Genomic DNA, 23,253 nt, shown 5'->3' with positions numbered 1-23,253 from the left:
TTGTGTCAGGAAGGGGCGGGGCTGGGCCAAAGGGTCAGGCTGCTTTGCGGGAGGAAGTCATCAGCTTCATGAGGCTTTCCTGGCTTGCTTCGTTCTTGTCCAGGACGCCGGTGATGGCGCCTTCGAAGATGGTGTAGATACGGTCGGACAGGCCCAGGAGCTCCGGAAGCTCCGAGGAAATGACAATCACTCCCTTGCCCTGGTCGGCCAGCCTCTGGATGATGCCGTAGATCTCGTATTTGGCGCCCACGTCAATGCCGCGGGTGGGTTCATCCAGGATCAGGAGGTCCGGGTCGGTGAACATCCACTTGGCCAGCACCACCTTTTGCTGGTTGCCACCGGAGAGTTTGGCTACGCCCTCTTCAACCGATGGGGTCTTGGTCCGAAGCGACTTCCGGTATTCCTCCGCGACGCTGAACTCCTTGCGGTCATCAACTACGGTGTACTTGCTGATGGCGCGAAGGTTGGCCGCAACGGTGGTCGTCTTGATGTCGTCCAGCAGGTTCAGCCCGAGCGACTTCCGGTCTTCGGTCACGTAGCCGAGTCCGGCGTCGATCGCTGCCCTGACGCTGCGGAGCTGGATCGGCTTGCCGTCCTTGTAGATCTGGCCCTTGATGAACCGGCCGTAGGAGTGGCCGAAGACCGACCTGGCAAGTTCCGTGCGGCCGGCGCCCATAAGGCCCGCGAAGCCGACGATCTCACCGCGGCGTACAAAGAAATTGGATCCCTTGCAGATCAGGCGGTCCTGGATCTGGGGGTGACCCACTGTCCAGTCCTTGACCTCGAAGAAGACTTCGCCGATCTTGGGCTCGTGGTCCGGGAAGCGGGACTCGAGCGTCCGGCCGACCATGCCTTTGATGATGCGGTCCTCATCCACGCCATCGCGTTTGACGTTCAGCGTTTCGATCGACTTGCCGTCGCGGATGATGGTGATTTCGTCCGCGATCTGTTCGATCTCGTTGAGCTTGTGGGAAATGATGATCGAGGTGATGCCGCGGCCTTTGAGGCCAAGGATCAGGTCCAGCAGGTGCTGGGAGTCCGATTCGTTCAGTGCTGCGGTGGGCTCGTCCAGGATCAGGAGCTTCACGGACTTGTTCAGCGCCTTGGCGATTTCCACCAGCTGCTGCTTGCCGACACCGATTTCCTTGATGGGGGTGTCCGGGTCTTCCCGGAGGCCTACCCGGGCAAGGAGCTCGAGGGAACGCTTACGGGCCTCGGCCCAGTCAATGACACCCCACTTCGTCGGTTCGTTGCCCAGGAAGATGTTCTCCATGATGGACAGTTCCGGGATCAGTGCCAGTTCCTGGTGGATGATCACGATGCCGGCCGCTTCACTGGCGCGGATGTCCTTGAACTGCTGCGTCTCGGCCTGGTACACGATGTCGCCGGTGTAGCTGCCGTAGGGGTAGACCCCGGACAGGACCTTCATCAGCGTGGATTTGCCTGCACCGTTCTCACCACAGATTGCGTGGATCTCGCCGGCCATTACGCGCAGGCTTACGTTCGACAAGGCTTTCACTCCAGGGAATTCCTTGGTGATGGAGCGCATCTCCAAAAGGATGGGCTCGCCTTGCGTGTCGAGGGTTGTCATCAGCCCTTACGCCTCCAATGCATGACTTCGTTGTCGGCCCCGCAAACGGCGGAGCTGTCTGATGAAAAAGTAAACTGGATCACCTATCTTGTCGTCAAGACTTGAACGCATGATCCTGCTAACGATTTCGTTACCTACCAGTAATACCGGCGTGCTGGAACACCAAAGCGGCCGCTCCGAGGGCCTCTGCCCGGGCGCCGAGGGAGGACATTGCCAGGTGCGTCGTCTCGCCCACCACGGGCACGGCATGGCGTACCAGGCCCCTGCGGATGGGGTCCAGGAGCAGGTCGCCAAGACCAGCCAGCGGGCCACCGACAACAATGACCTCGGGGTTGATCAGGTTGGAAACGTTCCCCAGTGCACGTCCCACGGCCAGGCCGGCGTCGTCCACGACGCGCTGTGTCGCGGAGTCCCCGGCGAGGCAATTGCGCACGATGTCCTGGGGCGTCAGCAATGTCTCCTGGCCGCGGCCCAACAGCTCGATCATGGTGGTGGTGGACGCTATCGTTTCCAGGCAACCCCGGTTCCCGCAGCGGCACACGAGGCCGTGTTCATGGATCGTCGCGTGGCCGATTTCACCGGTGATGCCGACGTTGCCGTAGTACGGGAATCCGTTGAGGATCAGGCCGGCGCCAATGCCCGAACCGATCTTGAGGAACATGAGGTTGGAGACCCCGCTGTGCGGTCCCCAGGTCACTTCGGACAGCGCGCCAAGATTGGCGTCGTTGTCAACAAAGACGGGGCAATTCAGTGCTTCCTCCAGCCTGTGGAGGATGTCGATGCCCACCCATTCGGGAAGGATGGCGCCTTGCGCGACGGTGCCGGATCTGCGGTCGATCGGGCCGGGAATGCCGGCTCCTGCTCCGACTACGGCCGTTCGGTCGATGCCGTTCTCACGGAGCAGTTTCTCCAGCAGGCGGACCGCAGCGGCGATGCCCTCTTCCGCCTGGTGACCCAAGGGCAACTCGATGTAGTCCTCGGCAATAACGTGGTAGCCCAGCGAGGCCAGAACCACCCGCAGGTGGCGGCGTCCGAAGTCGATTCCGACGGCGACAGCCCCGTTGCTGTTCAGCCGTACGTTGGTTGCGCGGCGGCCGGAGCTCGTGGTCGGTTCGGTGGACACCAGGCCGGCGTCCTGCATGATTTTGACAATGTTCGAGATCGTGGCGGTGGAGAGGCCGGTCTGCCGCGAAAGCTCGGCTTGCGTGGACGGTCCGCTCAGCAAACACTCGATGATGCGCTGCTGATTGAGGTGGCGGAGCGCGGACTGCGAGCCGGGTTTTCTTGGGTGGCTCTTCGTTGAGCGCTGCGTAGCGGGCATGACAAGAAGATTGCCCCAGAAGATGCGTTGTAGTCAAGAAGTGAACACAGCGAGTCAAGCATCACTGACATACTCCAACGCAAGGACACTCTCTAAGTACCCCTTGTGAGGCCCGATATGCGCCCTATCCCCAACTTTTTAGGCGCAGAGCGGGCCCCGCAACAGGGAGGCGCGTGCAATGCGTCCCGGGTTCGCGGCCCGCAGGTCCAATTGCATCGCCGCATGCAACGGAGCGAAGCCTAGGCTTGAACCAAGAAGATGTCCCATGCCCACGGACGGCAGGGATCAGGTGAAACAAGGTGGTAATGATGCTGCTCGCAATCCTGCAGGCGAACGCCTCCGTCATGGACGTGGACGCCAACCTGCGCACAATCGAGGACGCAGCCCAGCGTGCTTCCAGCGCGGGAGCTGCTCTGCTGCTCACCCCGGAGCTGTTCCCTGTTGGTTACGCGCCACTGCGCCTGCATGCCGAGTTGGACCCCGCCACTTTGCCGGCCGTTCGCGAACGCTTGGCCGGGATCGCGCGCACTCACGGCATTGGCTTGGTCTACAGCCTGCCGGCCGTCGCCCCCAAGGAGGCAGCACACGACGACGCCGCGCAGCCGGCTCTGGCCGCCGACGCCTGGCACATCACGGCCACTTTGCTGGACGCTTCGGGCGACGAAATCCTCAATTACGCCAAGGTCCACCTCTTCGGTCCCGAGGAACACAAGGCGTTCGTCGGCGCCCAAGTACCTCCCGCCGTCGTGGATTTCAACGGAATCCGCACGTCGATGCTGATCTGCTACGACGTCGAGTTCCCTGAAGCAGTGCGTGCCGCGGCCACCCGCGGTGCTGAACTCCTGCTGGTGCCGACAGCCCTTTCCGCCGGGTTCGAGAACGTGCCGCAAGTGCTCATCCGCGCCAGGGCATTGGAAAGCCAGCTCAACGTGGCCTACGCCAACCATTCCGGCCACGAGGACATCTACAACTTCCTGGGCGGCAGCGTGGTGGCCGGTCCTGACGGTTCGCTGCTCGCCGCCGCAGGGGAGGGCGCCGCGTTGTTGTTCGCGGAGGTCGGTACGGAAACGGTCAAGGCCGCCCGTGACGAAGTCCCGTACCTGCGCGAACGCAGGCCGGAACTGTACAGCGAGTGGGAGCAGCAGGCCTAGGCAGTGGCCTCCCGGTCCGCCGTCACCAATCCGTCCACGTACTGCAGCGCGAACCACAACTCTGCCCGTACCTGCGCCTGGTTGAGGTCCATGTCCAGCAGCTCCCCGAGGACGCCGATCTGCCGGCGCACACTGTTCCGGTGCAGGCCGAGCAATTTGGCGGAGCCGTCCCAACTTCCGTTTTCGCTGAGCCATCCCCGCAGCACGGACAGCAGCGGATCCCTGCGGTCCGGTTCCAACGCCAGCACGGGCGCCAGAAGCCGCTCGGCCAGCATGGTCCCCGCTTCGCGTCCCAGAAGGCCGGTGACCGACCACGTCACCTCGTCCACGCGTGCGCTCATGCCACTGGAGACAACCCGGGACCGCAGGGAGCTTGCCCGCTGGTAGGCCGCTGAGAGCCCGTGAAGTTCCGTCGGTTCGCCAATCACCAGGCGCCAGCCCAGTTTTTCGATGTCGGCCAGCAGCGAATCATCGACCCTCAAACGGGTGATCGCCGCGAAACCGTACTCGGTGATCTCCACCAGCTTGGTGTCGAGCAGACGCCGCCATTGGAGCACCTCGCGGACGGGACCATCGTCGGCCGCCCCATCCACCCTGACACCCTGCACCACCCGCATCTGCGCCGACCTGGTGGACGACAAACTCTGTGCCAGCAGGTCCTTGAGGCCGTTGACGTGCTTGGTCCCGCCGGTAGCCAGGGAGTCCGGATGAAGCAACACCGCGGTGGCGAGCTGGCTCGGAGCCAGGGATCCGCTGGTTCGTTGCCGCACCAGCAGTTCCAGCAATCCCACGGCCGACTGCACCACGTTGTTCTGCGCAGGTGTCAGCGGCGCGTCCGAACCGAGGATCAACGCGCCAAGGTTCGCGTCTTTGGTACTCCGCAGGGGGTGCCCGAACACCAGCGCCGATCCCGGCTGCTCAAAGCCGTCCATCTCCACGCGGGGACCGCTGCCGGACAGCAGCCGCTCCAGCATCGGTGCCAGCAGTGAATGCTCGACGCCGTTGCTGCCGCCGGCATTGTGCCCGCGTGCCCTGACCCGCCCGTCCGCCCCCACCAGCAGCGCCCACACCGGTACGCGCTGGACGAGGGCTGCCAGCAGTTCGTGTTCCGGCCTGGGGGAGAGGACCGCGCGCATGAGCTGCCGGTTGGTCTCGGCGAGCTGCCGGAAAACGCGTGCGTTGTCTGTCTCCAGAAGCTGCGAGAATTCAAGACCGATCGCGGCGAACGGGACGGACTCCGGTACCTCGAAAAGGGTGAGGTCGTGGGTGCGGCACGCTTCGACCAAGGCCTCAGGTACGGCGTCGAAGTAGGGCCTGATGCCGAACCCCAGTGCAGCGACCTTGGCGTCCACGAGCCGGCGGACGTAGGCGTCCACCTTCGCCGCCGTGCCGCCCTCCCCAAGGAAGGGCAGCCCGGCGGTGAGGAGGAATTCGCCCTCGGGCAGGTAGGGCGTGGGGTCTTCGAGCTCACTGGGTTCCACCCACCGCAGCAGCGAGCCGCCGCTGCCGCCGTCGTGAATCATTTTCAACTCGGGCGGCAGCTGCTCCAGGAACTGCTCAAGCGTGACGAAGCTCAGGCGGGCGGTGGCGGGCTCAGGCGACATTGCCTTGCCCGGCGGCTGCCGGCTCCTGGTAGTCGGGGCACTGGTAGGCGGTAGTCGAGTAGGCGCGGGGGAGGCGCGGTGCGATCCTGTTGATGATCTCGTCTCCATGGCTGCCGATCGCGGCACCCCAGTCGTCGGCGCTCGCCGCTCCGCTGGAGGGATCGCCGAACAGTACGGCGGTGTCTCCCACGGCGATTCCGGACGCATCCGGCCCGAGGTCCACCATGAACTGGTCCATGCAGACCTTGCCGATTACCGGCACGCTGCGGCCAGCGATGTTCACCACCGAGCGTCCGCTGATGCCCTTGGGAATGCCGTCCGCGTAGCCGAGCGGGATGAGCCCCAGGTACCGTGGTTCGTAGGTGATGGCCTGGTGTTCGTAGCTGACCCCGGTGCCCGCTGGGACCTTTTTCACCATGACCAGCGGCGCAGTAACGCTCAGCGCCGGGCGCAGCCCGAAGTCCGCCGGGTTGAGGTGGTCCGCCGGAGCGAGGCCATAGATTGCCAGCCCTGCGCGGACCATGTCGAAGTGGAATTCGGGGCGGTCCAGGATGTTGGCGGAGCTGGAAACGTGCCGCAGTTCGGGCGTCAGCCCGGCGTCACGGGCTTCACGGACGGCGTCCTCGAACTCGGCGACGGCGGCTGCGTTGCCAGGGTGTGCCGGGACATCGGCCCAGGCCAGGTGGGTCCAGAGGCCTCGGACGCGGAGGGTTCCGTCGATTTCGGCTTGCCGCGCGTGCGCCACGAGTTCCGCCCAGTCTTCCTTGCGCGCGCCGCCACGGCTGAGGCCGCTGTCCAGTTCGAGATGGACGACGGCGGGGCGGCCAAGGCGGCCGGCGATACCCGCCAGGACCTCCAGTTGGCCAACGCTCCCGAGGGACACGTCGATGTCGTTTTCCAGCGCCTCGAGAATGGTGGCACTTGTCTGGGATGCCAGATAGAGCCAGGAAAGGATGGGTAGGGTGATGCCTGCTTTGCGGAGGGCGATGGCTTCCGTGAGTTGGGCTGTTCCCAACCAATCCGCCCCGGCATCGGCAGCAGTTCGGGCGACTTCCACCAGGCCGTGCCCATAGGCGTTGCCCTTCACCACGGCCATGAAGAACGGCGCCTCGGTGCGCTGTTTCAGGGCCTTGACGTTGTCTGAAATGGCGGACAGGTCAACGGTGACCTGTCCGGAGAGGGCCGCTGGGGCAGCCTCTTGATAGTGTGCATTACGTCTCATGGTTGAACACTATAGGTCATTTTGCACCGCGGTGAGAGGTGGCTCACATGCCAGTCTTGTGGAGGGGAAATCGAAACTACTTTGAAGGGACGTCAAGGGTGACTGTGCCTGTGAACACCGAAAATCCAGCGGCGGTGGGCGCTGCGAGGCCGAGCCTCGGAGCCCAGTTGCTGCGCCGAAAGCCCATTGGGCAGATGGTCAGCGAGTCCGGCAGCGGCGAAGGCGGCACTCCGCTGGTCCGCAGCTTCGGCGTGCTGCAGCTGACCATGATCAGCGTTGGTGCCACGCTCGGCACCGGCATCCTCGTCATTCTCGGCGAATCCGTTCCGCTGGCAGGTCCGGCCATCTGGATCTCCTTTGTCATCGCCGGCCTTGCTGCGCTCCTCTCCGCTGTTTCCTATGCCGAGATGGCAGGCCTCGTGCCGGTTGCCGGGTCAAGCTACTCGTACTCCTACGCCACCATGGGTGAGGGCATGGCGTGGATCTGCGGCTGGTGCCTGGTGCTGGAGTATGCCGTCTCCGTGGCAGCAGTTGCCGTCGGCGCCGGACAGTACGTCAATGAGACCCTGGCCGCCTTTGGGCAGGTCCTTCCGGACGCGTTGTCCCAACCTCCGGGGGATGGCGGCCTGGTCAACATACCGGCCGTGGTGATCGTGGTCTTCGCCATGATCCTGCTGGTCAGGGGCGCCCGCGAGAGTGCGTGGATCAACACAGCGATTGTCATCATCAAGGTGGGCATCCTGATCTTCTTCTGCGCAGTGGCTTTCACGGCTTTCAATGCCGGCAACTTCGAGCCCCTGCTGCCCATGGGCGCCGCAGGTGTTTCGGCAGCGGCCTCCAGCGTCTTCTTCTCCTACATCGGCTTTGACGCCGCGTCCACGGCAGGGGAAGAGGCCAGGAACCCCAAGCGTGACCTTCCCAGGGCCATCATGCTGTCCATGGTGATCGTCACCAGCATCTACGTCCTCGTATCCGTGGCCGCTATCGGTGCCCGCCCGTGGGGATGGTTCGACGGTACAGAAGCGGCCCTGGTGCAGATCCTGCACGAGATCACCGGCCAGCCCTGGATCGCCCTGGTCTTCTCCATCGGTGCTGTGCTCGCCATCGCCAGCATCGTCCTGACGGTCCTCTACGGCCAGACGCGCATCATGCTGTCCATGTCCCGCGACGGCATGGTGCCCAAAATCTTCGGCCGCGTCTCCCCGCGGACCGGCACTCCGGTGGCGGGAACGCTCATCATCGGCACCGCCGTCGCCCTCACTGCGGGCCTTGTCCCGCTGGGCGCGCTGGCGGACGCCACCAGCATCGGCACGCTGTTTGCCTTTGCCCTGGTCAACGTCGCCGTGATCTACCTGCGACGCAACCGCCCGGACCTCGAGCGAAGCTTCCGCGTTCCCCTATACCCGGTCACGCCGATCCTGGGCGCCCTGATGTGCGCCTACCTGATGCTCAACCTCGGCGCAGATACCTGGATCACCTTTGGGGTGTGGATGCTGGTGGGCATCGCCGTCTACTTCGGCTATGGACGCCGGAACTCCAAGGTAGCCGCGCTCAGCGAGCAGGACTACCGTGAAATGACCACCAGGGCCATGAGCCCGGAACCTGTGAAAGCAGCAAAACCATGACCATCGCCACCGAACTTCCCGTCGCCGGGGAACCCGCAGCACCCGGCGCCAGTGAAGCGCCGATCACCATGCTGAACCCGGACTTCCCCTTCAGCTACGACCACTACCTGGCACACCCGGACGGGCTTGGCTCCGTCCCGGAGGAAATGTACGGCACCGAAGTCGCCGTTATCGGTGCGGGCCTCTCAGGACTCGTGACCGCCTACGAACTCATGAAGCTTGGCCTCAAACCGGTCATTTACGAGGCCGACCAGATCGGTGGCCGGCTCCGGACCGCGAGCTTCCCGTCGGCGCCCGGCGTCGTAGCCGACCTCGGCGGCATGCGCTTCCCGGTTTCCGGCAAGGCGTTCTACCACTACGTGGACCTCCTGGGGCTGGACACCAACGATTTCCCCAACCCCATGGCACCGGCAACATCCAGCACTGTGATCGAGCTCGCCGGCAAGAAGCATTACGCCACCACCGCCGACGAACTGCCCGTGTTCTTCCGCGAAGTTGCCGATGCCTGGAAAGCCGCGATCAACGATGGCGCAGCCTTCGCGGAGATGCAGGAAGCCATCAAGGCCCGGGACACCAAGCGGATCAAGGAACTCTGGAACGCGCTCCTGCCCGAACTCGACGAGCAGACCTTCTACGGCTTCATCGCTGCCAGCAAGTCCTTCAAGGAAGCCGGCTTCGCCCACCGCGAGGCATTCGGCCAGGTCGGCTTCGGCACGGGCGGTTGGGACACCGACTTCCCCAACTCCATCCTTGAGATCCTGCGCGTCGTATACACCGACGCCGACGACCAGCACCGCTCCATTTCGGGAGGCGCGCAAAGGCTCCCGGAGGCACTTTGGAACCACGCGCCGTCGGGCCTGAAGCACTGGCCGGAAGGAACCTCGCTGGCCTCCCTGCACTCAGGTTCGCCGCGCGGTGCCGTGGACAACATCCGCCGGGCAGAGAACGGCGACCTCGTGGTGCGGGAAAACTGGGGACGTGAAGCCAGCTACCAGGCCGTGGTCACCACATGCCAGTCGTGGCTGCTCTCCACCCGTATCCATACCGAAGAGGCACTGTTCCCCGCGGAGATGTGGACCGCGATCGAACGCTCGCACTACATGCAGTCGTCCAAGACCTTCGTGATGGTGGACCGGCCGTTCTGGAAGGACATCGACCCGGAGACCGGGCGTGAAGTCTTGTCCATGACCCTCACCGACCGCCTCAACCGGGCAACGTACTTGCTCGACGACGGCCCGGACAAGCCCGCTGTCATCCTCTTGTCCTACACGTGGAACGACGACGCCCTGAAGTGGCTCGCCCTCACTGCGGAGGAGCGCGTCAAGTTGATGCTCCACTCGCTGGAGCAGATCTATCCGGGCGTTGACATCGCGAGCCACATTGTGGGGCAGCCGATCACCGTCTCCTGGGAAGCGGACCCCAACTTCATGGGGGCCTTCAAGGCCAACCTGCCCGGACACTACCGCTACCAGCAGCGGCTGTTCACGCACTTCAAGCAGGACAAACTGCCCGGGAACCAGCGCGGCATCTTCCTCGCCGGTGATGACGTGTCCTTCACCGCCGGGTGGGCCGAGGGTGCCGTCACCACGGGCCTGAATGCCGTCTGGGGCGTGGTGAACCACCTGGGTGGCTCGTCCGCCGCCGGAAACCCCGGCCCGGGTGACCTGCTGGACGAGCTCGGCCCGATCAGCTTGGACTAGTCCCTTTTGCATTGCGAGGCCCGCTCTACGCCCCAAACCCACCGCAGGGGACGCAGAGCGGGCCTCGCATTCGGCGTTAAGCGTGCATGTCCCGGTGCGCCGCTGCGAGTTCCTTGTAGTGGGCGGCGTTGTGCTTCACGCCCTCGAATTCTTCGTCCGTCAATTCGCGGCGGACTTTGGCAGGAACGCCAGCTACGAGGGAGCGCGGGGGAATGACGGTGCCTTCCAACACGACGGCGCCGGCAGCAATGAGGGAACCCGTGCCGATCACCGCGCCGTTGAGGATGGTGGCACTCATGCCGATGAGGCAGTCGTCCTCCACGGTGCAGCCGTGGACCACGGCGCTGTGCCCCACGGAGACGCGCTCGCCGACGGTGCAGGGAAAACCGGGATCGGCGTGAAGGACCACGTTGTCCTGCAGGTTGGAACCCGCCCCCACCTTGATCGCGGCTGTATCAGCGCGGACGGAGACGCCGTAGAAAGCGCTGGAATCCTGGGCCAACGTGGCCTTGCCGATGATGGACGCGGTGGGCGCCACGAAGGCGGTTTCATGGATGTCCGGAGTGTCCCCGGCAAAAGTGTAAGAAGGAGCCATGAAGCCCAGCCTAGTTGGCTGAAGGGGTGCGGAGCACCAGGAATTGGTAGTGCTGCTCCCAGTTTCCCGCGCCGGGGCCGGACTCAACGCCCACACCTTCCGGCCACGTTCGGAAATGCTCCACCACGCCGTGTTCCCCAAAAATCCGCCGCACGGTTTCGTCACTGCGGCGGCTGAAGAAACGCCGCGGTTCTTCCAGGTCCTCCGGGTTCAGAACTTCGTCGTCGTCACCGGACCAGAGTCCGACGGCGATTGGCGCACCCGGTGCGGTGACCCGCACGAGTTCGCGGACGACGTCGTGAATCCCGCTGTTGGGGACATGTAACAGCGTGCTCATGGTCCACGCCGCTTCGAAGACCGAATCCGCAAACGGCAGGTCCCGCCCGCTCGCAACCGAGGCGTCGAGTCCTGCGGCGCGGGCCACGTGGACGCTCTCCGGCGACAGGTCCACACCCGTGTAGTGCAGTCCGGCGCGGACGAACTCCACGCCTTCAACACCGGTGCCACAGCCGAGCTCCAGCAAGGAACGACGGTGTTCGGACTTGAGCAGCCGGATGAACCACTCCCGGCACTCAACCCGGTGGGGAGTCAGCGAGCGGGTATTCCGTGCGGCGGCATGGCGGTCGTAATAGACGGCGAGGTCGCGCTCCGGATCAGGAAGGCCCTGCATACCCCCAGCTTAGGAGTGGTGTTAGTTGAACACCACAGTCCGGGTGCCATCCAGGAGGACGCGGTGCTCGGCGTGCCACTGCACTGCCTGGGCCAGCGTGCGGCCCTCGACGTCGCGGCCCATCTGGACGAACTGGGCCGCCGTGCGCGCATGGTCCACTCGGATGACCTCCTGTTCGATGATCGGCCCCTCGTCCAGGTCTGCGGTCACATAGTGCGCCGTGGCGCCGATGATCTTGACTCCGCGGGCGTGCGCCTGGTGGTAGGGCTTTGCGCCCTTGAAAGAGGGGAGGAAGGAGTGGTGGATGTTGATGGCTTTGCCGTTCAACTCCGTGCAGAGTTCGTTGGAGAGGACCTGCATGTACCGGGCCAGGACGGTCAATTCGACGTCGTGCTCGGCAATCAGCTTCAGCAGCTCAGCCTCGGCCTGCGGCTTGGTTTCCGGTGTTACGGGGATGTGGTGGAACGGGATGCCGTAGAAGTTGGCCATTTCCTCCAGGTCGCGGTGGTTGGAGACGATGGCCGGAACCTCGATGGGCAGGGTGCCTGTGCGCTGCTGGAACAGCAGGTCGTTGAGGCAGTGGGCGTCCTTGGAGCACAGGATGATGGTGCGCACCTTCCGGCCAACGGGGTTGATCTGCCACGTCATGCCGAAGGTATCGGCCACCGGCTGCAAGGCGGCGGCCAGTTCCGCCTGGGTGCTCGACGTCGTTGCCTCCACGCGCATGAAGAAGTTGCCGGTGGTGGGGCTTCCGTATTGTTGCGAATCGGCGATATTGCACCCGGCGTCAAGGAGTGCGCCGGCAACAGCGTGCACGATGCCGGGGCGGTCGGGGCAGGAGAGGGTCACAACAAAAGCGGTGGAGTCAGTCACACGGACAAGCCTACCGGTGCTGCCTTGTTGTACTGTTAACGGGTCGCAACTGGCGTTGGGTGGACTACCACCAGGGAGCGGCAATCACGAAGACCACGGATCGTACGCCTGGGCCGAGGGTCATGTCTTACCGTCGCACGCAAGTGACCGATGCCTCCTGTCATCAAGGGGACGCGGGAATGCTGCTGCCGGTAGCCTGACCTGTAGCACCACCCGTTCCCTAGCCAGGAGATCTCCGTGACTACCACCACTTCAGCGTCTGTCAGCAACCAGTCGCTCGCCGAACTCGATCCCGAGATCGCAGCAGTCCTCGACCAGGAGCTTGGCCGCCAGCGCGGCACCCTGGAAATGATTGCCTCCGAAAACTTCGCCCCCCGCGCCGTGATGGAAGCCCAGGGCTCCGTCCTGACCAACAAGTATGCCGAGGGTTACCCGGGCCGCCGCTACTACGGCGGTTGTGAATACGTCGACGTCGCTGAGCAGCTCGCCATCGACCGGGTCAAGGAACTCTTCGGCGCCGAATACGCCAACGTCCAGCCCCACTCCGGTGCCCAGGCAAACGCTGCAGCACTGTCCGCCATGATCAACCCGGGCGACAAGATCCTCGGCCTGTCCCTGGCCCACGGCGGACACCTGACCCACGGCATGAAGCTCAACTTCTCCGGCAAGCTCTACAACGTAGCGGCCTACCAGGTGGAAGAGGACAACTTCCGCATCGACATGGACAAGCTCCGCGAGCAGGCCATCGCCGAGAAGCCGCAGGTCATCATCGCAGGCTGGTCCGCCTACCCGCGCCACCTCGATTTCGCAGCTTTCCGTTCCATCGCCGACGAAGTCGGTGCGCTCCTGTGGACCGACATGGCGCACTTCGCAGGTCTTGTAGCAGCAGGACTGCACCCGAGCCCGGTGCCGCACTCCGACGTCGTCACCTCCACGGTCCACAAGACCCTGGCAGGTCCGCGTTCCGGCGTGATCCTGGGCAAGCAGGAGTGGGCCAAGAAGCTCAACTCCAGCGTCTTCCCGGGCCAGCAGGGCGGCCCGCTCATGCACGTCATCGCAGCCAAGGCCGTTGCCTTCAAGATCGCCGGCGGCGAAGAGTTCAAGGAACGCCAGGAGCGTGTCCTTGAGGGCGCCAAGATCATCGCTGACCGCCTCAACCAGTCCGACGTCGCCGAAGCCGGCGTTTCGGTCCTGACCGGCGGCACCGACGTCCACCTGGTCCTGGTTGACCTGCGCAACTCCCAGCTGGACGGCCAGCAGGCCGAAGACCTCCTGCACTCGGTGGGCATCACCGTGAACCGGAACTCTGTTCCGTTCGACCCCCGCCCGCCGATGGTCACCTCCGGCCTCCGCATCGGTACGCCCGCCCTGGCTACCCGCGGTTTCGGTGCCGACGAGTTCACCGAGGTTGCCGACATCATCGCCACCGCACTCGTAAAGGGCGCCGCCGGCAGCGTTGATGCAGAGGCCCTCCAGGCACGCGTCGACAAGCTCGCCGACAACTTCCCGCTGTACCCGCAGCACGAGCAGTGGTAACCAGCGGTTCCTGCGACAACAAGCGCTGAACACGCATTACCCCGGCACTGAACCGGAGCCAACGGGATCCGCCGCCACACCTACGGCGGCGGGTCCCGTTGGCATGAGCCTCCCAGCAGAAAGAGCAGATGGAATGACACAGTCCACCGCACAGATCCTTGACGGCAAGGCCACCGCCGCCGCCATCAAGGCAGAACTGACCACCCGCGTTTCTGCCCTTGCCGCCAAGGGCATCGTCCCCGGCCTGGGCACCATCCTGGTGGGCTCCGACCCCGGCAGCACCTGGTATGTCGGCGGCAAGCACAAGGACTGCGCAGAGGTGGGCATCCAGTCCATCCGCCGCGACCTCCCCGAGGACATCTCCCAGGAAGACCTCCTGAAGGTCGTCCAGGAACTCAACGAGAACCCCGAGTGCACCGGCTACATCGTCCAGCTCCCGCTTCCCAAGCACATCGACCAGGACGTCATCCTGGAAGCCATGGACCCGGAGAAGGACGCCGACGGCCTGCACCCCATGAACCTTGGCCGCCTGGTGGCCAACGTGAACGGTGAAATGAAGTCGCCGCTGCCCTGCACGCCCAAGGGCTGTGTGGAGCTGCTTCGCCGCCACGACATCGACCTCAAGGGCAAGCGCGTCCTGGTGGTTGGCCGCGGCGTGACCATCGGCCGTCCCATCGGACTGCTGCTGACCCGCAAGGAAGTCAACGCAACGGTCATCCTGGCCCACACCGGAACCGTGGACCTGCCCGCGGAACTCAAGCAGGCCGACGTCGTGATTGCCGCCGCCGGCGTGCCGCACATGATCAAGGCAGAAGACCTCAAGCCGGGCGCAATCGTGCTCGACGTCGGCGTCAGCCGCGTGGACGACGGCAACGGCAAGGCTGTTGTCACCGGCGATGTGGACCCGGCAGCTGCCGACGTCGCCGCCTGGCTGTCCCCGAACCCGGGCGGCGTGGGTCCGATGACCCGCGCCATGCTGCTTGCCAACGTCGTGGAGAGCGCCGAACGCCAGGCCGGCATCGCGTAACCTCGCTGAATGCAGAAAGGGCGCCCGCTCCGTTTGGGAGCAGGCGCCTTTTCCGTCCCGCGGGGAGCGCCCTAGTGGACCTCGGTCATGGTGTTTTCGCTGCGAATACGACGCGGTACAGGGCGGCTGCAGCGATGGCTCCGGCGATGGGGGCAACGATGAAGACCCAGAGCTGGCCCAGCGCCCAGTTGTCGGCATACAGGGCCGTGGCGATGGAACGGGCCGGGTTCACCGAGGTGTTGGTCACGGGAATGCTGATGAGGTGGATGAGGGTCAGGCTGAACCCGATGGCAAGTGCGGCGAATCCGGCCTGTGCACGCCGGTCAGTGACGCCAAGGATGACCAGGACGAAGACAGCGGTCAGGACGAATTCGGTCATCAGCGCCGAACCAAGGCCAAAGCCCCCGGGGGAGTGGTCGCCGAAACCATTGGAGGCGAATCCGGCTGCCCGGGCGGCAGTGAAGAAGCCGTCGGAGCCGCCGGCAGCGATGACGGCCAGCACGCTGGAGCCTGCCGCGCCGCCCACAAGCTGCGCCCCAATGTAGGCCGCTATGTCCTTGGCCGGAAAACGCCCGGCGACTGCCAGGCCGATCGTCACCGCAGGGTTGAAGTGCCCGCCTGAGACGTGACCGAAAGCGTAGGCACCGGCGACGACCGTCAGGCCGAAAGCCAGGGACACGCCCAGGAATCCAACCCCCAAGGCGTTAGCAGGATCCGGGAAGCTTGCTGCGAACAGCGCAGTTCCCACGCCACCGAAAACCAAAATAAATGTGCCCAAAGCTTCAGCGCCGAGCCTGGAGACCAAAGCCGGGCCGGCACCGGGATCCGTGGGTCGTGGGATGGTCTTGGTATTGCGGCTGGCCATGCTGAGCCTTTCAGTTTTGGAGGTTGTTTGCGTTGGGGGCGGTTCACCCCAAGAACGTCGTGCGGCTGCTCGCGCGTTTGTGACGCGATTCCGGGCCTGTCTTTCGGGAAGGACAGCTGGTTGCGGGCGCAGGTCCCCGGTGCCTGCATCGGCTAAATCCAGAAAGTTGCGGAACACATCTTTCACATGTCGACGGGCGCTACTAGTCTGCTGAGGGTGCACAATGAAGCAATCCGCTCCCCGTCACCGTCTCCAACACCGTCACCGACACCGTCACCAACACAGTCAGAATCACTGCAACCCGGCTTCGACATGAACCGACCCACCGTCATCAGTGCCCGGAACCTCACCAAGGCCTACGGTGACCTCACCGCCGTCGACAACATCTCCTTCGACGTTCCGGCGGGGGAGTCCTTCGGCCTGCTCGGGCCCAACGGCGCAGGCAAGTCCACCACCATGAAAATGATCGGTGGCGTCTCCCAGCGCACGTCGGGCTCGCTGAGCATCATGGGCCTGGACCCCGAAACGCACGGCCCCGAGGTACGGGCGCATCTGGGCGTGGTGCCGCAGCAGGACAACCTGGACGAAGAACTCAAAGTCCGCGAGAACCTGATTGTGTACGGCCGCTATTTCGGCCTGCCCCTGCGCTACCTGCGTCCGAAGGCGGACGAGTTGCTCGAGTTCGCGCAATTGACCGACAAGGCCAATTCCAAGGTGGACGCGCTCTCCGGGGGCATGAAGCGGCGATTGACCATCGCCCGCTCGCTGATCAACGAGCCCCGCATACTCCTCCTGGACGAACCCACCACCGGCCTTGATCCGCAGGCCCGCCACATCCTCTGGGACCGGCTGTTCCGGCTCAAGGAAAGCGGCGTCACCCTCATCCTGACCACCCACTACATGGACGAGGCGGAGCAACTCTGTGACCGCCTGATCGTGGTGGACAAGGGCCGGATCATGGCGGAGGGGTCGCCTGCCAACCTCATCCGCGAGCACTCGTCGCGAGAAGTACTCGAGCTCAGGTTCGGGTCCGAGCGGAACGCGACCATCGGCGTCGAACTTGAAGGCATCGGTGAGCGGCTGGAGACCCTCCCGGACCGCGTACTGATCTACGCGCACGACGGCGAGGCCGCGCTGGAGCAGGTGTCCGCCCGCGGGCTGCGGCCCATGACCTCGCTGGTCCGCCGCTCGTCGCTGGAGGACGTGTTCCTCCGGTTGACCGGCAGGAGCCTCGTTGACTGAGAAGCAAAGCACGACGACGGAGCAGCCTTTGCGGGCCCACTCGCCGCAGGTTTCGGCCGCCAGGGCTCGCCGCTGGGGTTCCTTCTACTATGCGGAGCAAGTCCTCCGCGTGATGCGCAACTACGGCTGGTCCGTGGTCCTCTACAGCGTGGGGCAGCCCGTTGCGTACTTGTTCGCCATGGGAGTCGGGCTGGCCACGTTGGTGGACGCCAACAGCGTGTCGGCGTTCGGCGGCGTCAGCTACCTGGAATTCGTTGCGCCGGCGCTGCTGGTCTCCGCAGCGGTGATGACGGCGTCCGGTGAGTTCTCGTACCCCGTCATGGATGGCTTCAAATGGCGCCGGGTGTTCTATGGCCCGCACGCCTCGCCGTTGATTCCGCAGCAGATCGCCAGCGGGCACATCATGGCGAGCTCCCTGCGCTTCCTCCTCCAATCAGTGGTCTACTTCGCGGTAGTGGCCATTTTTGGAGCTTCACCGAGTCCGTGGGGCTGGGTCTCTGCGCTGGTGGCGACCGTGGCGGCGCTGTCCTTTGGCCTGCCCCTGATGGCCTATGCGGCAAGCATCACCCAGGACAAAGGGCAGTTCGCGCTGGTGCAGCGGTTCATTGTGATGCCCTTGTTCCTGTTCTCCGGGACCTTCTTCCCGCTGGATACCCTGCCGCTGGCTGTCCGCTGGATCGGCTGGATTTCGCCGGTCTGGCATGGAACCGAGCTGGGCAGGGTGTTCACGTACGGACTGGATGAACCGCCGTTGCTCACCATCACCCACGTGGTGTTCCTGGTGGCGGCTGCCGTTGGGGGCTGGGTGCTCGTGCGCCGGCAGTTCGTGAAAAGGATGGGTTCATGAGTGTCCTCACGGGTGGCCACAGCGCCACCGACCATGCCCGCGAACGCAAGTTTGGTTCCCTATACTCCCGCAACGCAAGGGCTGTTGTGGGCCGTGGGCTGATGGCGGCCAAGAGCAGTACTTGGCTGGTCCTGGTGTCCGGGTTCTTTGAGCCCGTGCTGTTCCTGCTGGCCATGGGCGTGGGCATGGGCTCGATCGTCGGAACAGTCGAAGGCCCCGGCGGCCAGGAAATCAGTTACGCGGCCTACATCGCACCGGCGCTCCTCGCCGTGTCCGCCATGAACGGCGCCATTTACGACTCCACCTGGAACGTCTTCTTCAAGATGAACTTCGCAAAGCTCTACCAGGGGATGCTCTACACCTCCTTGGGGCCGCTGGATGTCGCCATCGGCGAGATCTTCCTGGCGTTGCTGCGGGGACTTCTCTATGCCACAGGGTTCACCGCGGTCATGGGTGTCATGGGCCTGCTCACCAGTTGGTGGTCCCTCCTGGTCATCCCGGCGTCGGTGCTGATCGCCTTCGGATTCGCAAGCTTCGGCATGGGCATCACCAGCTTCATGAAGACGTTCCAGCAAATGGACTGGATCAACTTCTTCCTGCTGCCCATGTTCCTGTTCAGCGCCACGTTCTACCCGCTCAGCGTCTACCCGCAAGTCATCCAGTGGTTTATCCAGGCCATGCCGTTGTGGCACGGTGTGGAGTTGCTGCGGCAGATCAGCGTGGGGTCTTTCAGCCCGGCCACGGCCATCCATGTGGGCTACTACGTCGTGATGATTGCGCTCGGCATCATGCTGACCACCGGAAGGCTGCGCCGGCTGTTCCTCAAGTGATGGAGTTTTTGTACACCTCCTGCCCGCAAAAGGGCGTGTTGAGGGCATCTGGTGTACAAAAACTCCCACGGAAGGGGGCTCGTGTTCGCCGTCCGTGGAAGAGTCCCGGGCACCTTTCGGGGTTTGAGAGAATGGGCTCATGCAATCTCTCGGTGACCCGCACCCGTCCACGTCCCCCGCCGGCAAAGGCATGTTCAAGGGCTTCCGCATCGGCGGCCTGGGGATGACCGTTGTCATCATCGCTTGCCTGGTGGCCGTCATCTTCGCGGCAAACCAGAACGACGTGGTGGGCTGGGTAGTTGCCGTCGTCGCCTTCGGTTGGCTGGCCCTTGCCACCTTCGTCGTGTTGAGCATCCGCAGGGCTGCACAGCGGGCCGGGGCAAAGCTGAGCGAAGCCCAAGCCGCCTTCAACTCGGCAACCGGCCGCGCGCCGTCGTCGAACGTTGCGGACAACGGTGGCACGCGGGTGGTGGCCGAGCGCAGCCAGGCCGATGAGGTTCGTGACCTCAAGCTGGACCACTCGTTCAAGATCGTGCAGGTGCAGGTGCGCGTGGTTGACGGGGAGCGTGCAAAGGGCGCTGCCGCGGACCAGGACACCATCGACCGCGCGTTGGAAACCATCGCCATTACGGCCACCAACGCCAGGGATATGATCAAGTCTTCCGGCGGCTCGGACGAGCCCGTTGCCGGCACCATCATCGACTAGAGTAGAGCGGGTGAGTACGGCATTGAAGAAGGACTTCCTTCGCATCGCATCAGTCAACGTCAACGGCCTCAGGGCTGCCTACAAGAACGGCATGGCGGAATGGCTGGAGCCCCGCGAGGTTGACATTCTCTGCCTGCAGGAAGTCCGCGCCCCCGATGACATCGTCCGGAAGCTGATCGGCGAAGGCTGGCACATCCTCCACACCGAAGCTGAAGCCAAGGGCCGTGCCGGTGTTGCCGTTGCATCCCGCGAAGAGCCCACGGCCACCCGGATCGGCATCGGAGATTCCTACTTCGACACTTCCGGTCGTTGGGTCGAAGCGGACTTCAACGTCAAGAACAGTGCGGGGGAGTCCACCACCCTCTCCGTGGTCAGCGCCTATGTGCACTCCGGCGAAGTGGGAACCCCCAAGCAGGACGACAAATTCCGTTTCCTGGACGCCATGATCACCCGGCTCCCTGAGCTCGCCAAGCACAGCGACCACGCCTTGGTGGTCGGCGACCTCAACGTCGGACACACGGAACTCGACATCAAGAACTGGAAGGGCAACGTCAAGCGTGCCGGCTTCCTCCCGGAGGAGCGCGCCTACTTTGACCGCTTCCTCGGCGAAGAAATCGGATGGAGGGATGTCCACAGGGGCCTGGCAGGAAATGTCGCCGGCCCCTACACCTGGTGGTCCCAGCGCGGTAAGGCCTTTGACACTGACACTGGCTGGCGCATCGACTACCACCTGGCTACGCCGGACCTTGCTGCAGCTGCTTTCTCCGCTGTGGTGGACCGGGCGCCTTCGTGGGACACCCGTTTCTCCGACCACGCACCGCTGGTAGTCGACTACCGGCTCTGAGCTCCCTAAGGTATTTCTCCATGACAAGTTCCACCACGACTGAAACCGATCCGGTGGCCGCACCGGAAGCCGCCACGTCCACCAAACCGGCAGTCGGCGCCAAGCACCGTGTCCTGTCCGGCATGCAGCCCTCCGCGGACTCCCTGCACCTGGGCAATTATCTCGGCGCCTTGGTCAACTGGGTCCGCATGCAGGATGAGTACGACGCCGTCTTCTTCATCCCGGACCTGCACGCCATCACCGTGCCCCAGGATCCTGCGGAACTCGCACGACGCACCCGGGTTACTGCCGCCCAGTACATCGCCGGTGGCGTGGACGTGGACAAGTGCACCTTGTTCGTCCAGTCACAGGTACCCGAGCATGCGCAGCTGGCATGGGTCCTGAACTGCATCACGGGCATGGGCGAGGCCGCCCGGATGACCCAGTTCAAGGACAAAGCCCAGAAGCAGGGATCAGACCACGCCAGTGTCGGCCTGTTCACCTACCCCATCCTGCAGGCGGCCGACATCCTCCTGTACCAGCCGCACGGCGTACCGGTGGGCGAAGACCAGCGCCAGCACGTGGAACTCAGCCGCGACCTCGCCAACCGCTTCAACAGCCGGTTCGGGGAAACGTTCCAGGTCCCCGAGGCCTTCATCCAGAAGGAATCGGCCAAGATCTACGATCTCCAGAACCCCACGGCCAAGATGTCCAAGTCCGCGGAATCACCGGCGGGACTCATTAACCTGCTGGACGACCCCAAGACCGTGGCCAAGCGGATCAAATCCGCCGTCACGGACACCGAAACCGAGATCCGCTATGACCGCGAGAACAAGCCCGGCGTTTCCAACCTGCTGACCATCTACTCGGCCATCAGTGGTACGCCGGTGGAGAAGATCGTGGCCGACTACCAGGGCAAGATGTACGGCCACCTGAAGGTCGACCTCGCGGAACTGGTCTCGGGGCACCTCGCTCCCATCCGTGAACGCGCCAACGAACTCCTGGCCGATCCCGCGGAACTGGACCGGCTCCTGGCACACGGTGCGGACAAGGCACGGGAAATCGCCTCAGCCACCCTGACTGACGTCTACTCCAAGGTCGGCTTCCTGCCGTACCGCGGGACTGCCAACGGTGAGCAAGGGGTCCGCTAACTCCATGTGCTCTGCTGGCCAGCTCAACGTCAAGACCGACACCCGTAAGGGTGTTGGTCCTGACGACTCTCGCCAGCCTGCTGTCACCGGCGCCGACTGCGGCGCCGGTGACGCCATGTGTGTTGGAGTGATCCTTGGCTTCCCCCCGGAGATAGCCCGCGAACTCCAGGAATGGCGGGCTTCCTTCGGCGATCCCATGGCCGAAGTCATCCCGGCCCACATCACCTTGATCACCACCACCCCCACCCAGGACTGGGACGCCACCCGCGAACACGTCAGGGAAGTAGCCCGCACACAGGAGCCGTTCCACATTACGATTTCCGGCACTGGTTCGTTCCGTCCGGTGTCGCCGGTAGTGTTCGTCAACGTCGAACAGGGCTTTGAAGAATGCGTGCAGTTGCACGAGAAACTTCAAACCGGTCCCCTCGAGCGGCGGCTGCCCTTCCCCTATCACCCGCACGTCACTGTGGCTCACGATGTCGCCCAGGAAAATCTTGATGAGGCCGAAACGGTCCTCAGAGATTACCGGGCCACCTTCCCTGTGGTTAGCATGGGACTTTACGAGCACGACACCAACGGAATATGGCAGCTACGGGAAGAGCTCGACTTTGGCGGCGATACTGACGAAGAACAGCAAGCGGATTCAGGCCACGGAGGCGGACACTCCTCCACTGCCAACTGAGCTGGCAAAGCTCAAGCTTGAGCTGCTCCGGAAGCGGCAGGACTGGGGCCATGCCAAGCGTGCCGGCGACGGCGCACTGAAGAAGGCCGGCGCCTTCTTTGCGTTGTTCATGGCGCGGCTGAACACCAATCGCGTCATGCGCTCCTTCCAGCACTACACCCGACAGCACGGCCCCCTGTTGAGTGCGGGCATCGGTTTCAACATGTTCTTCTCGGTGACAGGTTTGCTCACCACGGGCTTTGCCGTCGCAGGCATTGTCCTGGGCGGAAATCCGGTTCTGGAGGACGCCGTGATCGGCAGCGTTGCATCCGCGGCGCCCGGCTTGCTTCAGGTCAATGGCGGTGAGGGCTTGGTGGATCCACAATCCCTGCTGAACCCCTCCGGCCTGGGCTGGACCGCGGTCATCGCCGCCGCCGTCACGATCTTCACGTCGCTGGGTTGGATAGCAAGCGTCAGGGAGGGGTTGCGCGGAGTCATGGGTTTGGGCCCCTTGGTCCGCAACGCCATCCTTCAAAAACTCATCGACGCCGGAACCCTGCTGCTCCTTGGCGTGATCCTGGTGGTCAGCGCCGGGGCATCCCTGATTTTCGGCACCGCGGCCGACTGGTTCTTCGACCTCCTGAAGCTCGACGAAACCGTCGCGGCCCCCATCGCGGCGGTCGTCAAGATCGTCGTCCCCCTCCTTCTGAACTGCGCGACGGCGGCCGTCCTGTTCCGCGTCGCCGGCAGCCTGGCGTTGACGCGCCGGGCGTTCCTCGAAGGCGTGGTGCTGGCCGGCGTCGGGACAACGGTTCTGCAATTCTTCAGTACGGAACTTCTGGCCCGCTCCGGCAACAACCCTGTCCTGGCTTCGTTCGCCATCATCATCGGCCTGCTGATCTGGTTCAACCTGGTGAGCCAGGTCTACCTCGTCTCAGCGTCCTGGTCAGCCATCCGCGAGGCCGACCTCGCATCGGGGGAGACCCCGCGCAAGAAAGTCCTCGGTTCGCGTCGCGTAGCACCGCGCACCTGAGCATCCAGTGGAGGCGCAATGAACAATCAGCTGTGGATCGCCTGCCTCCTGGGCGCTGCCGCGGGCTTGATAACAGGGCAGCTGATCTTCAATTCGCCTTTCCTGGGCATCCTGATCGGCGTTGGCCTCGGAGCGCTCGTGGGCGCAGCAGTGGGCCCCCGCCGCGGTTAGGAGCAGTGC

At 64.2% G+C, this 23,253-nt stretch carries 22 protein-coding genes and 1 riboswitch; of the genes, 14 read left to right on the top strand and 8 right to left on the bottom strand.

The window, feature by feature from the left end:
- Nucleotides 1–34: 34 nt before the first annotated feature.
- On the bottom strand, nucleotides 35–1,591 hold the full coding sequence (gene mmsA, locus AB4Y81_RS09760) for a multiple monosaccharide ABC transporter ATP-binding protein (RefSeq protein WP_189075923.1): 1,557 nt from the start codon (nucleotides 1,589–1,591) through the stop codon (nucleotides 35–37).
- 130 nt (nucleotides 1,592–1,721) lie between these two features.
- A complete protein-coding gene (locus AB4Y81_RS09755) occupies nucleotides 1,722–2,912 on the bottom strand; it encodes an ROK family transcriptional regulator (protein ID WP_018777228.1) in 1,191 nt (396 codons plus the stop codon).
- A gap of 305 nt (nucleotides 2,913–3,217) precedes the next feature.
- Here AB4Y81_RS09755 and AB4Y81_RS09750 point away from each other — a divergent pair, with 305 nt between their 5' ends.
- Entirely contained in the window at nucleotides 3,218–4,063 is an 846-nt protein-coding gene (locus AB4Y81_RS09750) for a carbon-nitrogen hydrolase family protein (RefSeq protein ID WP_441995726.1), read from the top strand.
- Here AB4Y81_RS09750 and AB4Y81_RS09745 read toward each other — a convergent pair.
- A complete protein-coding gene (locus tag AB4Y81_RS09745; protein WP_055974637.1) occupies nucleotides 4,060–5,667 on the bottom strand; it encodes a PucR family transcriptional regulator in 1,608 nt (535 codons plus the stop codon). The two genes, AB4Y81_RS09750 and AB4Y81_RS09745, sit on opposite strands and share 4 nt — an antisense overlap.
- Entirely contained in the window at nucleotides 5,657–6,889 is a 1,233-nt protein-coding gene (gene alr, locus AB4Y81_RS09740) for an alanine racemase (protein WP_110504342.1), read from the bottom strand. The genes AB4Y81_RS09745 and alr overlap by 11 nt, the downstream gene beginning before the upstream one ends.
- Before the next feature lie 110 nt (nucleotides 6,890–6,999).
- Here alr and AB4Y81_RS09735 point away from each other — a divergent pair, with 110 nt between their 5' ends.
- Both AB4Y81_RS09735 and AB4Y81_RS09730 read left to right on the top strand, forming a co-directional pair.
- Entirely contained in the window at nucleotides 7,000–8,514 is a 1,515-nt protein-coding gene (locus AB4Y81_RS09735) for an amino acid permease (RefSeq protein ID WP_064722074.1), read from the top strand.
- Entirely contained in the window at nucleotides 8,511–10,214 is a 1,704-nt protein-coding gene (locus AB4Y81_RS09730; RefSeq protein WP_193591086.1) for a flavin monoamine oxidase family protein, read from the top strand. Before AB4Y81_RS09735 ends, AB4Y81_RS09730 begins: the two co-directional genes overlap by 4 nt.
- A gap of 76 nt (nucleotides 10,215–10,290) precedes the next feature.
- Here the strand turns inward: AB4Y81_RS09730 and AB4Y81_RS09725 are convergent, their stop codons facing one another.
- From AB4Y81_RS09725 to purU, 3 genes are read right to left on the bottom strand one after another with little or no spacing between them, the layout of a single operon-like run.
- Nucleotides 10,291–10,809, bottom strand: coding sequence for a gamma carbonic anhydrase family protein (locus tag AB4Y81_RS09725; RefSeq protein ID WP_018777234.1), 519 nt, complete (start codon nucleotides 10,807–10,809; stop codon nucleotides 10,291–10,293).
- A gap of 10 nt (nucleotides 10,810–10,819) precedes the next feature.
- The gene (locus tag AB4Y81_RS09720; RefSeq protein WP_193591087.1) at nucleotides 10,820–11,479 is read right to left on the bottom strand and encodes a class I SAM-dependent methyltransferase; all 660 of its coding nucleotides are present in this window, start codon (nucleotides 11,477–11,479) and stop codon (nucleotides 10,820–10,822) included.
- A 21-nt stretch (nucleotides 11,480–11,500) separates the two neighbouring features.
- Complete coding sequence (purU, locus tag AB4Y81_RS09715; protein ID WP_441995725.1) at nucleotides 11,501–12,352, bottom strand: formyltetrahydrofolate deformylase; 852 nt, start codon at nucleotides 12,350–12,352, stop codon at nucleotides 11,501–11,503.
- Between the two features lie 35 nt (nucleotides 12,353–12,387).
- Nucleotides 12,388–12,473, top strand: a riboswitch (ZMP/ZTP riboswitch).
- Nucleotides 12,474–12,589: 116 nt separating this feature from the next.
- On the opposite strand from purU, the gene glyA reads away from it, so the two are divergent.
- Together glyA and AB4Y81_RS09705 are read left to right on the top strand one after the other, a co-directional pair.
- Nucleotides 12,590–13,888 (top strand): serine hydroxymethyltransferase, encoded by a 1,299-nt coding sequence (gene glyA, locus AB4Y81_RS09710; RefSeq protein WP_218670575.1) that lies wholly within the window; start codon nucleotides 12,590–12,592, stop codon nucleotides 13,886–13,888.
- A gap of 133 nt (nucleotides 13,889–14,021) precedes the next feature.
- A complete protein-coding gene (locus tag AB4Y81_RS09705) occupies nucleotides 14,022–14,915 on the top strand; it encodes a bifunctional methylenetetrahydrofolate dehydrogenase/methenyltetrahydrofolate cyclohydrolase (protein WP_018777238.1) in 894 nt (297 codons plus the stop codon).
- A gap of 85 nt (nucleotides 14,916–15,000) precedes the next feature.
- Here the strand turns inward: AB4Y81_RS09705 and aqpZ are convergent, their stop codons facing one another.
- Complete coding sequence (gene aqpZ / locus AB4Y81_RS09700; protein WP_275778556.1) at nucleotides 15,001–15,780, bottom strand: aquaporin Z; 780 nt, start codon at nucleotides 15,778–15,780, stop codon at nucleotides 15,001–15,003.
- Between the two features lie 312 nt (nucleotides 15,781–16,092).
- Between aqpZ and AB4Y81_RS09695 the strand changes: the two genes are divergently transcribed.
- From AB4Y81_RS09695 to AB4Y81_RS09655, 9 genes are all read left to right on the top strand, one after another.
- Nucleotides 16,093–17,022: an ABC transporter ATP-binding protein gene (locus AB4Y81_RS09695; RefSeq protein WP_039240273.1), complete on the top strand. Its 930-nt coding sequence runs from the start codon at nucleotides 16,093–16,095 to the stop codon at nucleotides 17,020–17,022.
- Nucleotides 17,015–17,869, top strand: a complete 855-nt coding sequence (locus AB4Y81_RS09690; RefSeq protein WP_079581105.1) for an ABC transporter permease — start codon at nucleotides 17,015–17,017, stop codon at nucleotides 17,867–17,869. Before AB4Y81_RS09695 ends, AB4Y81_RS09690 begins: the two co-directional genes overlap by 8 nt.
- Entirely contained in the window at nucleotides 17,866–18,699 is an 834-nt protein-coding gene (locus AB4Y81_RS09685) for an ABC transporter permease (RefSeq protein WP_055974659.1), read from the top strand. Before AB4Y81_RS09690 ends, AB4Y81_RS09685 begins: the two co-directional genes overlap by 4 nt.
- Nucleotides 18,700–18,838: 139 nt before the next feature.
- A complete protein-coding gene (locus AB4Y81_RS09680) occupies nucleotides 18,839–19,405 on the top strand; it encodes a hypothetical protein (protein WP_441995724.1) in 567 nt (188 codons plus the stop codon).
- A 10-nt stretch (nucleotides 19,406–19,415) separates the two neighbouring features.
- Nucleotides 19,416–20,249, top strand: coding sequence for an exodeoxyribonuclease III (locus AB4Y81_RS09675; RefSeq protein WP_275778559.1), 834 nt, complete (start codon nucleotides 19,416–19,418; stop codon nucleotides 20,247–20,249).
- 20 nt (nucleotides 20,250–20,269) lie between these two features.
- Nucleotides 20,270–21,379 carry a tryptophan--tRNA ligase gene (trpS, locus tag AB4Y81_RS09670; RefSeq protein ID WP_039240278.1) on the top strand — a complete coding sequence of 370 codons (1,110 nt, stop codon included), beginning with the start codon at nucleotides 20,270–20,272 and terminating at the stop codon, nucleotides 21,377–21,379.
- Nucleotides 21,380–21,383: 4 nt separating this feature from the next.
- A complete protein-coding gene (locus AB4Y81_RS09665; protein WP_018777246.1) occupies nucleotides 21,384–22,061 on the top strand; it encodes a 2'-5' RNA ligase family protein in 678 nt (225 codons plus the stop codon).
- Entirely contained in the window at nucleotides 21,988–23,073 is a 1,086-nt protein-coding gene (locus AB4Y81_RS09660; RefSeq protein WP_018777247.1) for a YihY/virulence factor BrkB family protein, read from the top strand. The genes AB4Y81_RS09665 and AB4Y81_RS09660 overlap by 74 nt, the downstream gene beginning before the upstream one ends.
- Before the next feature lie 18 nt (nucleotides 23,074–23,091).
- The gene (locus AB4Y81_RS09655) at nucleotides 23,092–23,244 is read left to right on the top strand and encodes a hypothetical protein (protein ID WP_018777248.1); all 153 of its coding nucleotides are present in this window, start codon (nucleotides 23,092–23,094) and stop codon (nucleotides 23,242–23,244) included.
- Nucleotides 23,245–23,253: the final 9 nt, after the last annotated feature.

It is taken from the genome of Paenarthrobacter sp. TAF1 (genome assembly GCF_052113825.1).
In the GTDB taxonomy this organism is placed as follows: Bacteria; Actinomycetota; Actinomycetes; order Actinomycetales; family Micrococcaceae; genus Arthrobacter; species Arthrobacter nicotinovorans.
This window is presented reverse-complemented; position numbering and strand designations above follow the sequence as displayed.

Coding starts and splice junctions, on each gene's coding strand:
- AB4Y81_RS09755 (WP_018777228.1), bottom strand. CDS start 2,912: ATGCCCGCTACGCAGCGCTCAACGAAGAGCCACCCAAGAAAACCCGGC.
- AB4Y81_RS09725 (WP_018777234.1), bottom strand. CDS start 10,809: ATGGCTCCTTCTTACACTTTTGCCGGGGACACTCCGGACATCCATGAA.
- mmsA (WP_189075923.1), bottom strand. CDS start 1,591: ATGACAACCCTCGACACGCAAGGCGAGCCCATCCTTTTGGAGATGCGC.
- AB4Y81_RS09705 (WP_018777238.1), top strand. CDS start 14,022: ATGACACAGTCCACCGCACAGATCCTTGACGGCAAGGCCACCGCCGCC.
- AB4Y81_RS09720 (WP_193591087.1), bottom strand. CDS start 11,479: ATGCAGGGCCTTCCTGATCCGGAGCGCGACCTCGCCGTCTATTACGAC.
- AB4Y81_RS09680 (WP_441995724.1), top strand. CDS start 18,839: ATGCAATCTCTCGGTGACCCGCACCCGTCCACGTCCCCCGCCGGCAAA.
- trpS (WP_039240278.1), top strand. CDS start 20,270: ATGACAAGTTCCACCACGACTGAAACCGATCCGGTGGCCGCACCGGAA.
- AB4Y81_RS09685 (WP_055974659.1), top strand. CDS start 17,866: ATGAGTGTCCTCACGGGTGGCCACAGCGCCACCGACCATGCCCGCGAA.
- alr (WP_110504342.1), bottom strand. CDS start 6,889: ATGAGACGTAATGCACACTATCAAGAGGCTGCCCCAGCGGCCCTCTCC.
- AB4Y81_RS09695 (WP_039240273.1), top strand. CDS start 16,093: ATGAACCGACCCACCGTCATCAGTGCCCGGAACCTCACCAAGGCCTAC.
- AB4Y81_RS09745 (WP_055974637.1), bottom strand. CDS start 5,667: ATGTCGCCTGAGCCCGCCACCGCCCGCCTGAGCTTCGTCACGCTTGAG.
- aqpZ (WP_275778556.1), bottom strand. CDS start 15,780: ATGGCCAGCCGCAATACCAAGACCATCCCACGACCCACGGATCCCGGT.
- AB4Y81_RS09665 (WP_018777246.1), top strand. CDS start 21,384: ATGTGCTCTGCTGGCCAGCTCAACGTCAAGACCGACACCCGTAAGGGT.
- AB4Y81_RS09655 (WP_018777248.1), top strand. CDS start 23,092: ATGAACAATCAGCTGTGGATCGCCTGCCTCCTGGGCGCTGCCGCGGGC.
- AB4Y81_RS09750 (WP_441995726.1), top strand. CDS start 3,218: ATGATGCTGCTCGCAATCCTGCAGGCGAACGCCTCCGTCATGGACGTG.
- AB4Y81_RS09730 (WP_193591086.1), top strand. CDS start 8,511: ATGACCATCGCCACCGAACTTCCCGTCGCCGGGGAACCCGCAGCACCC.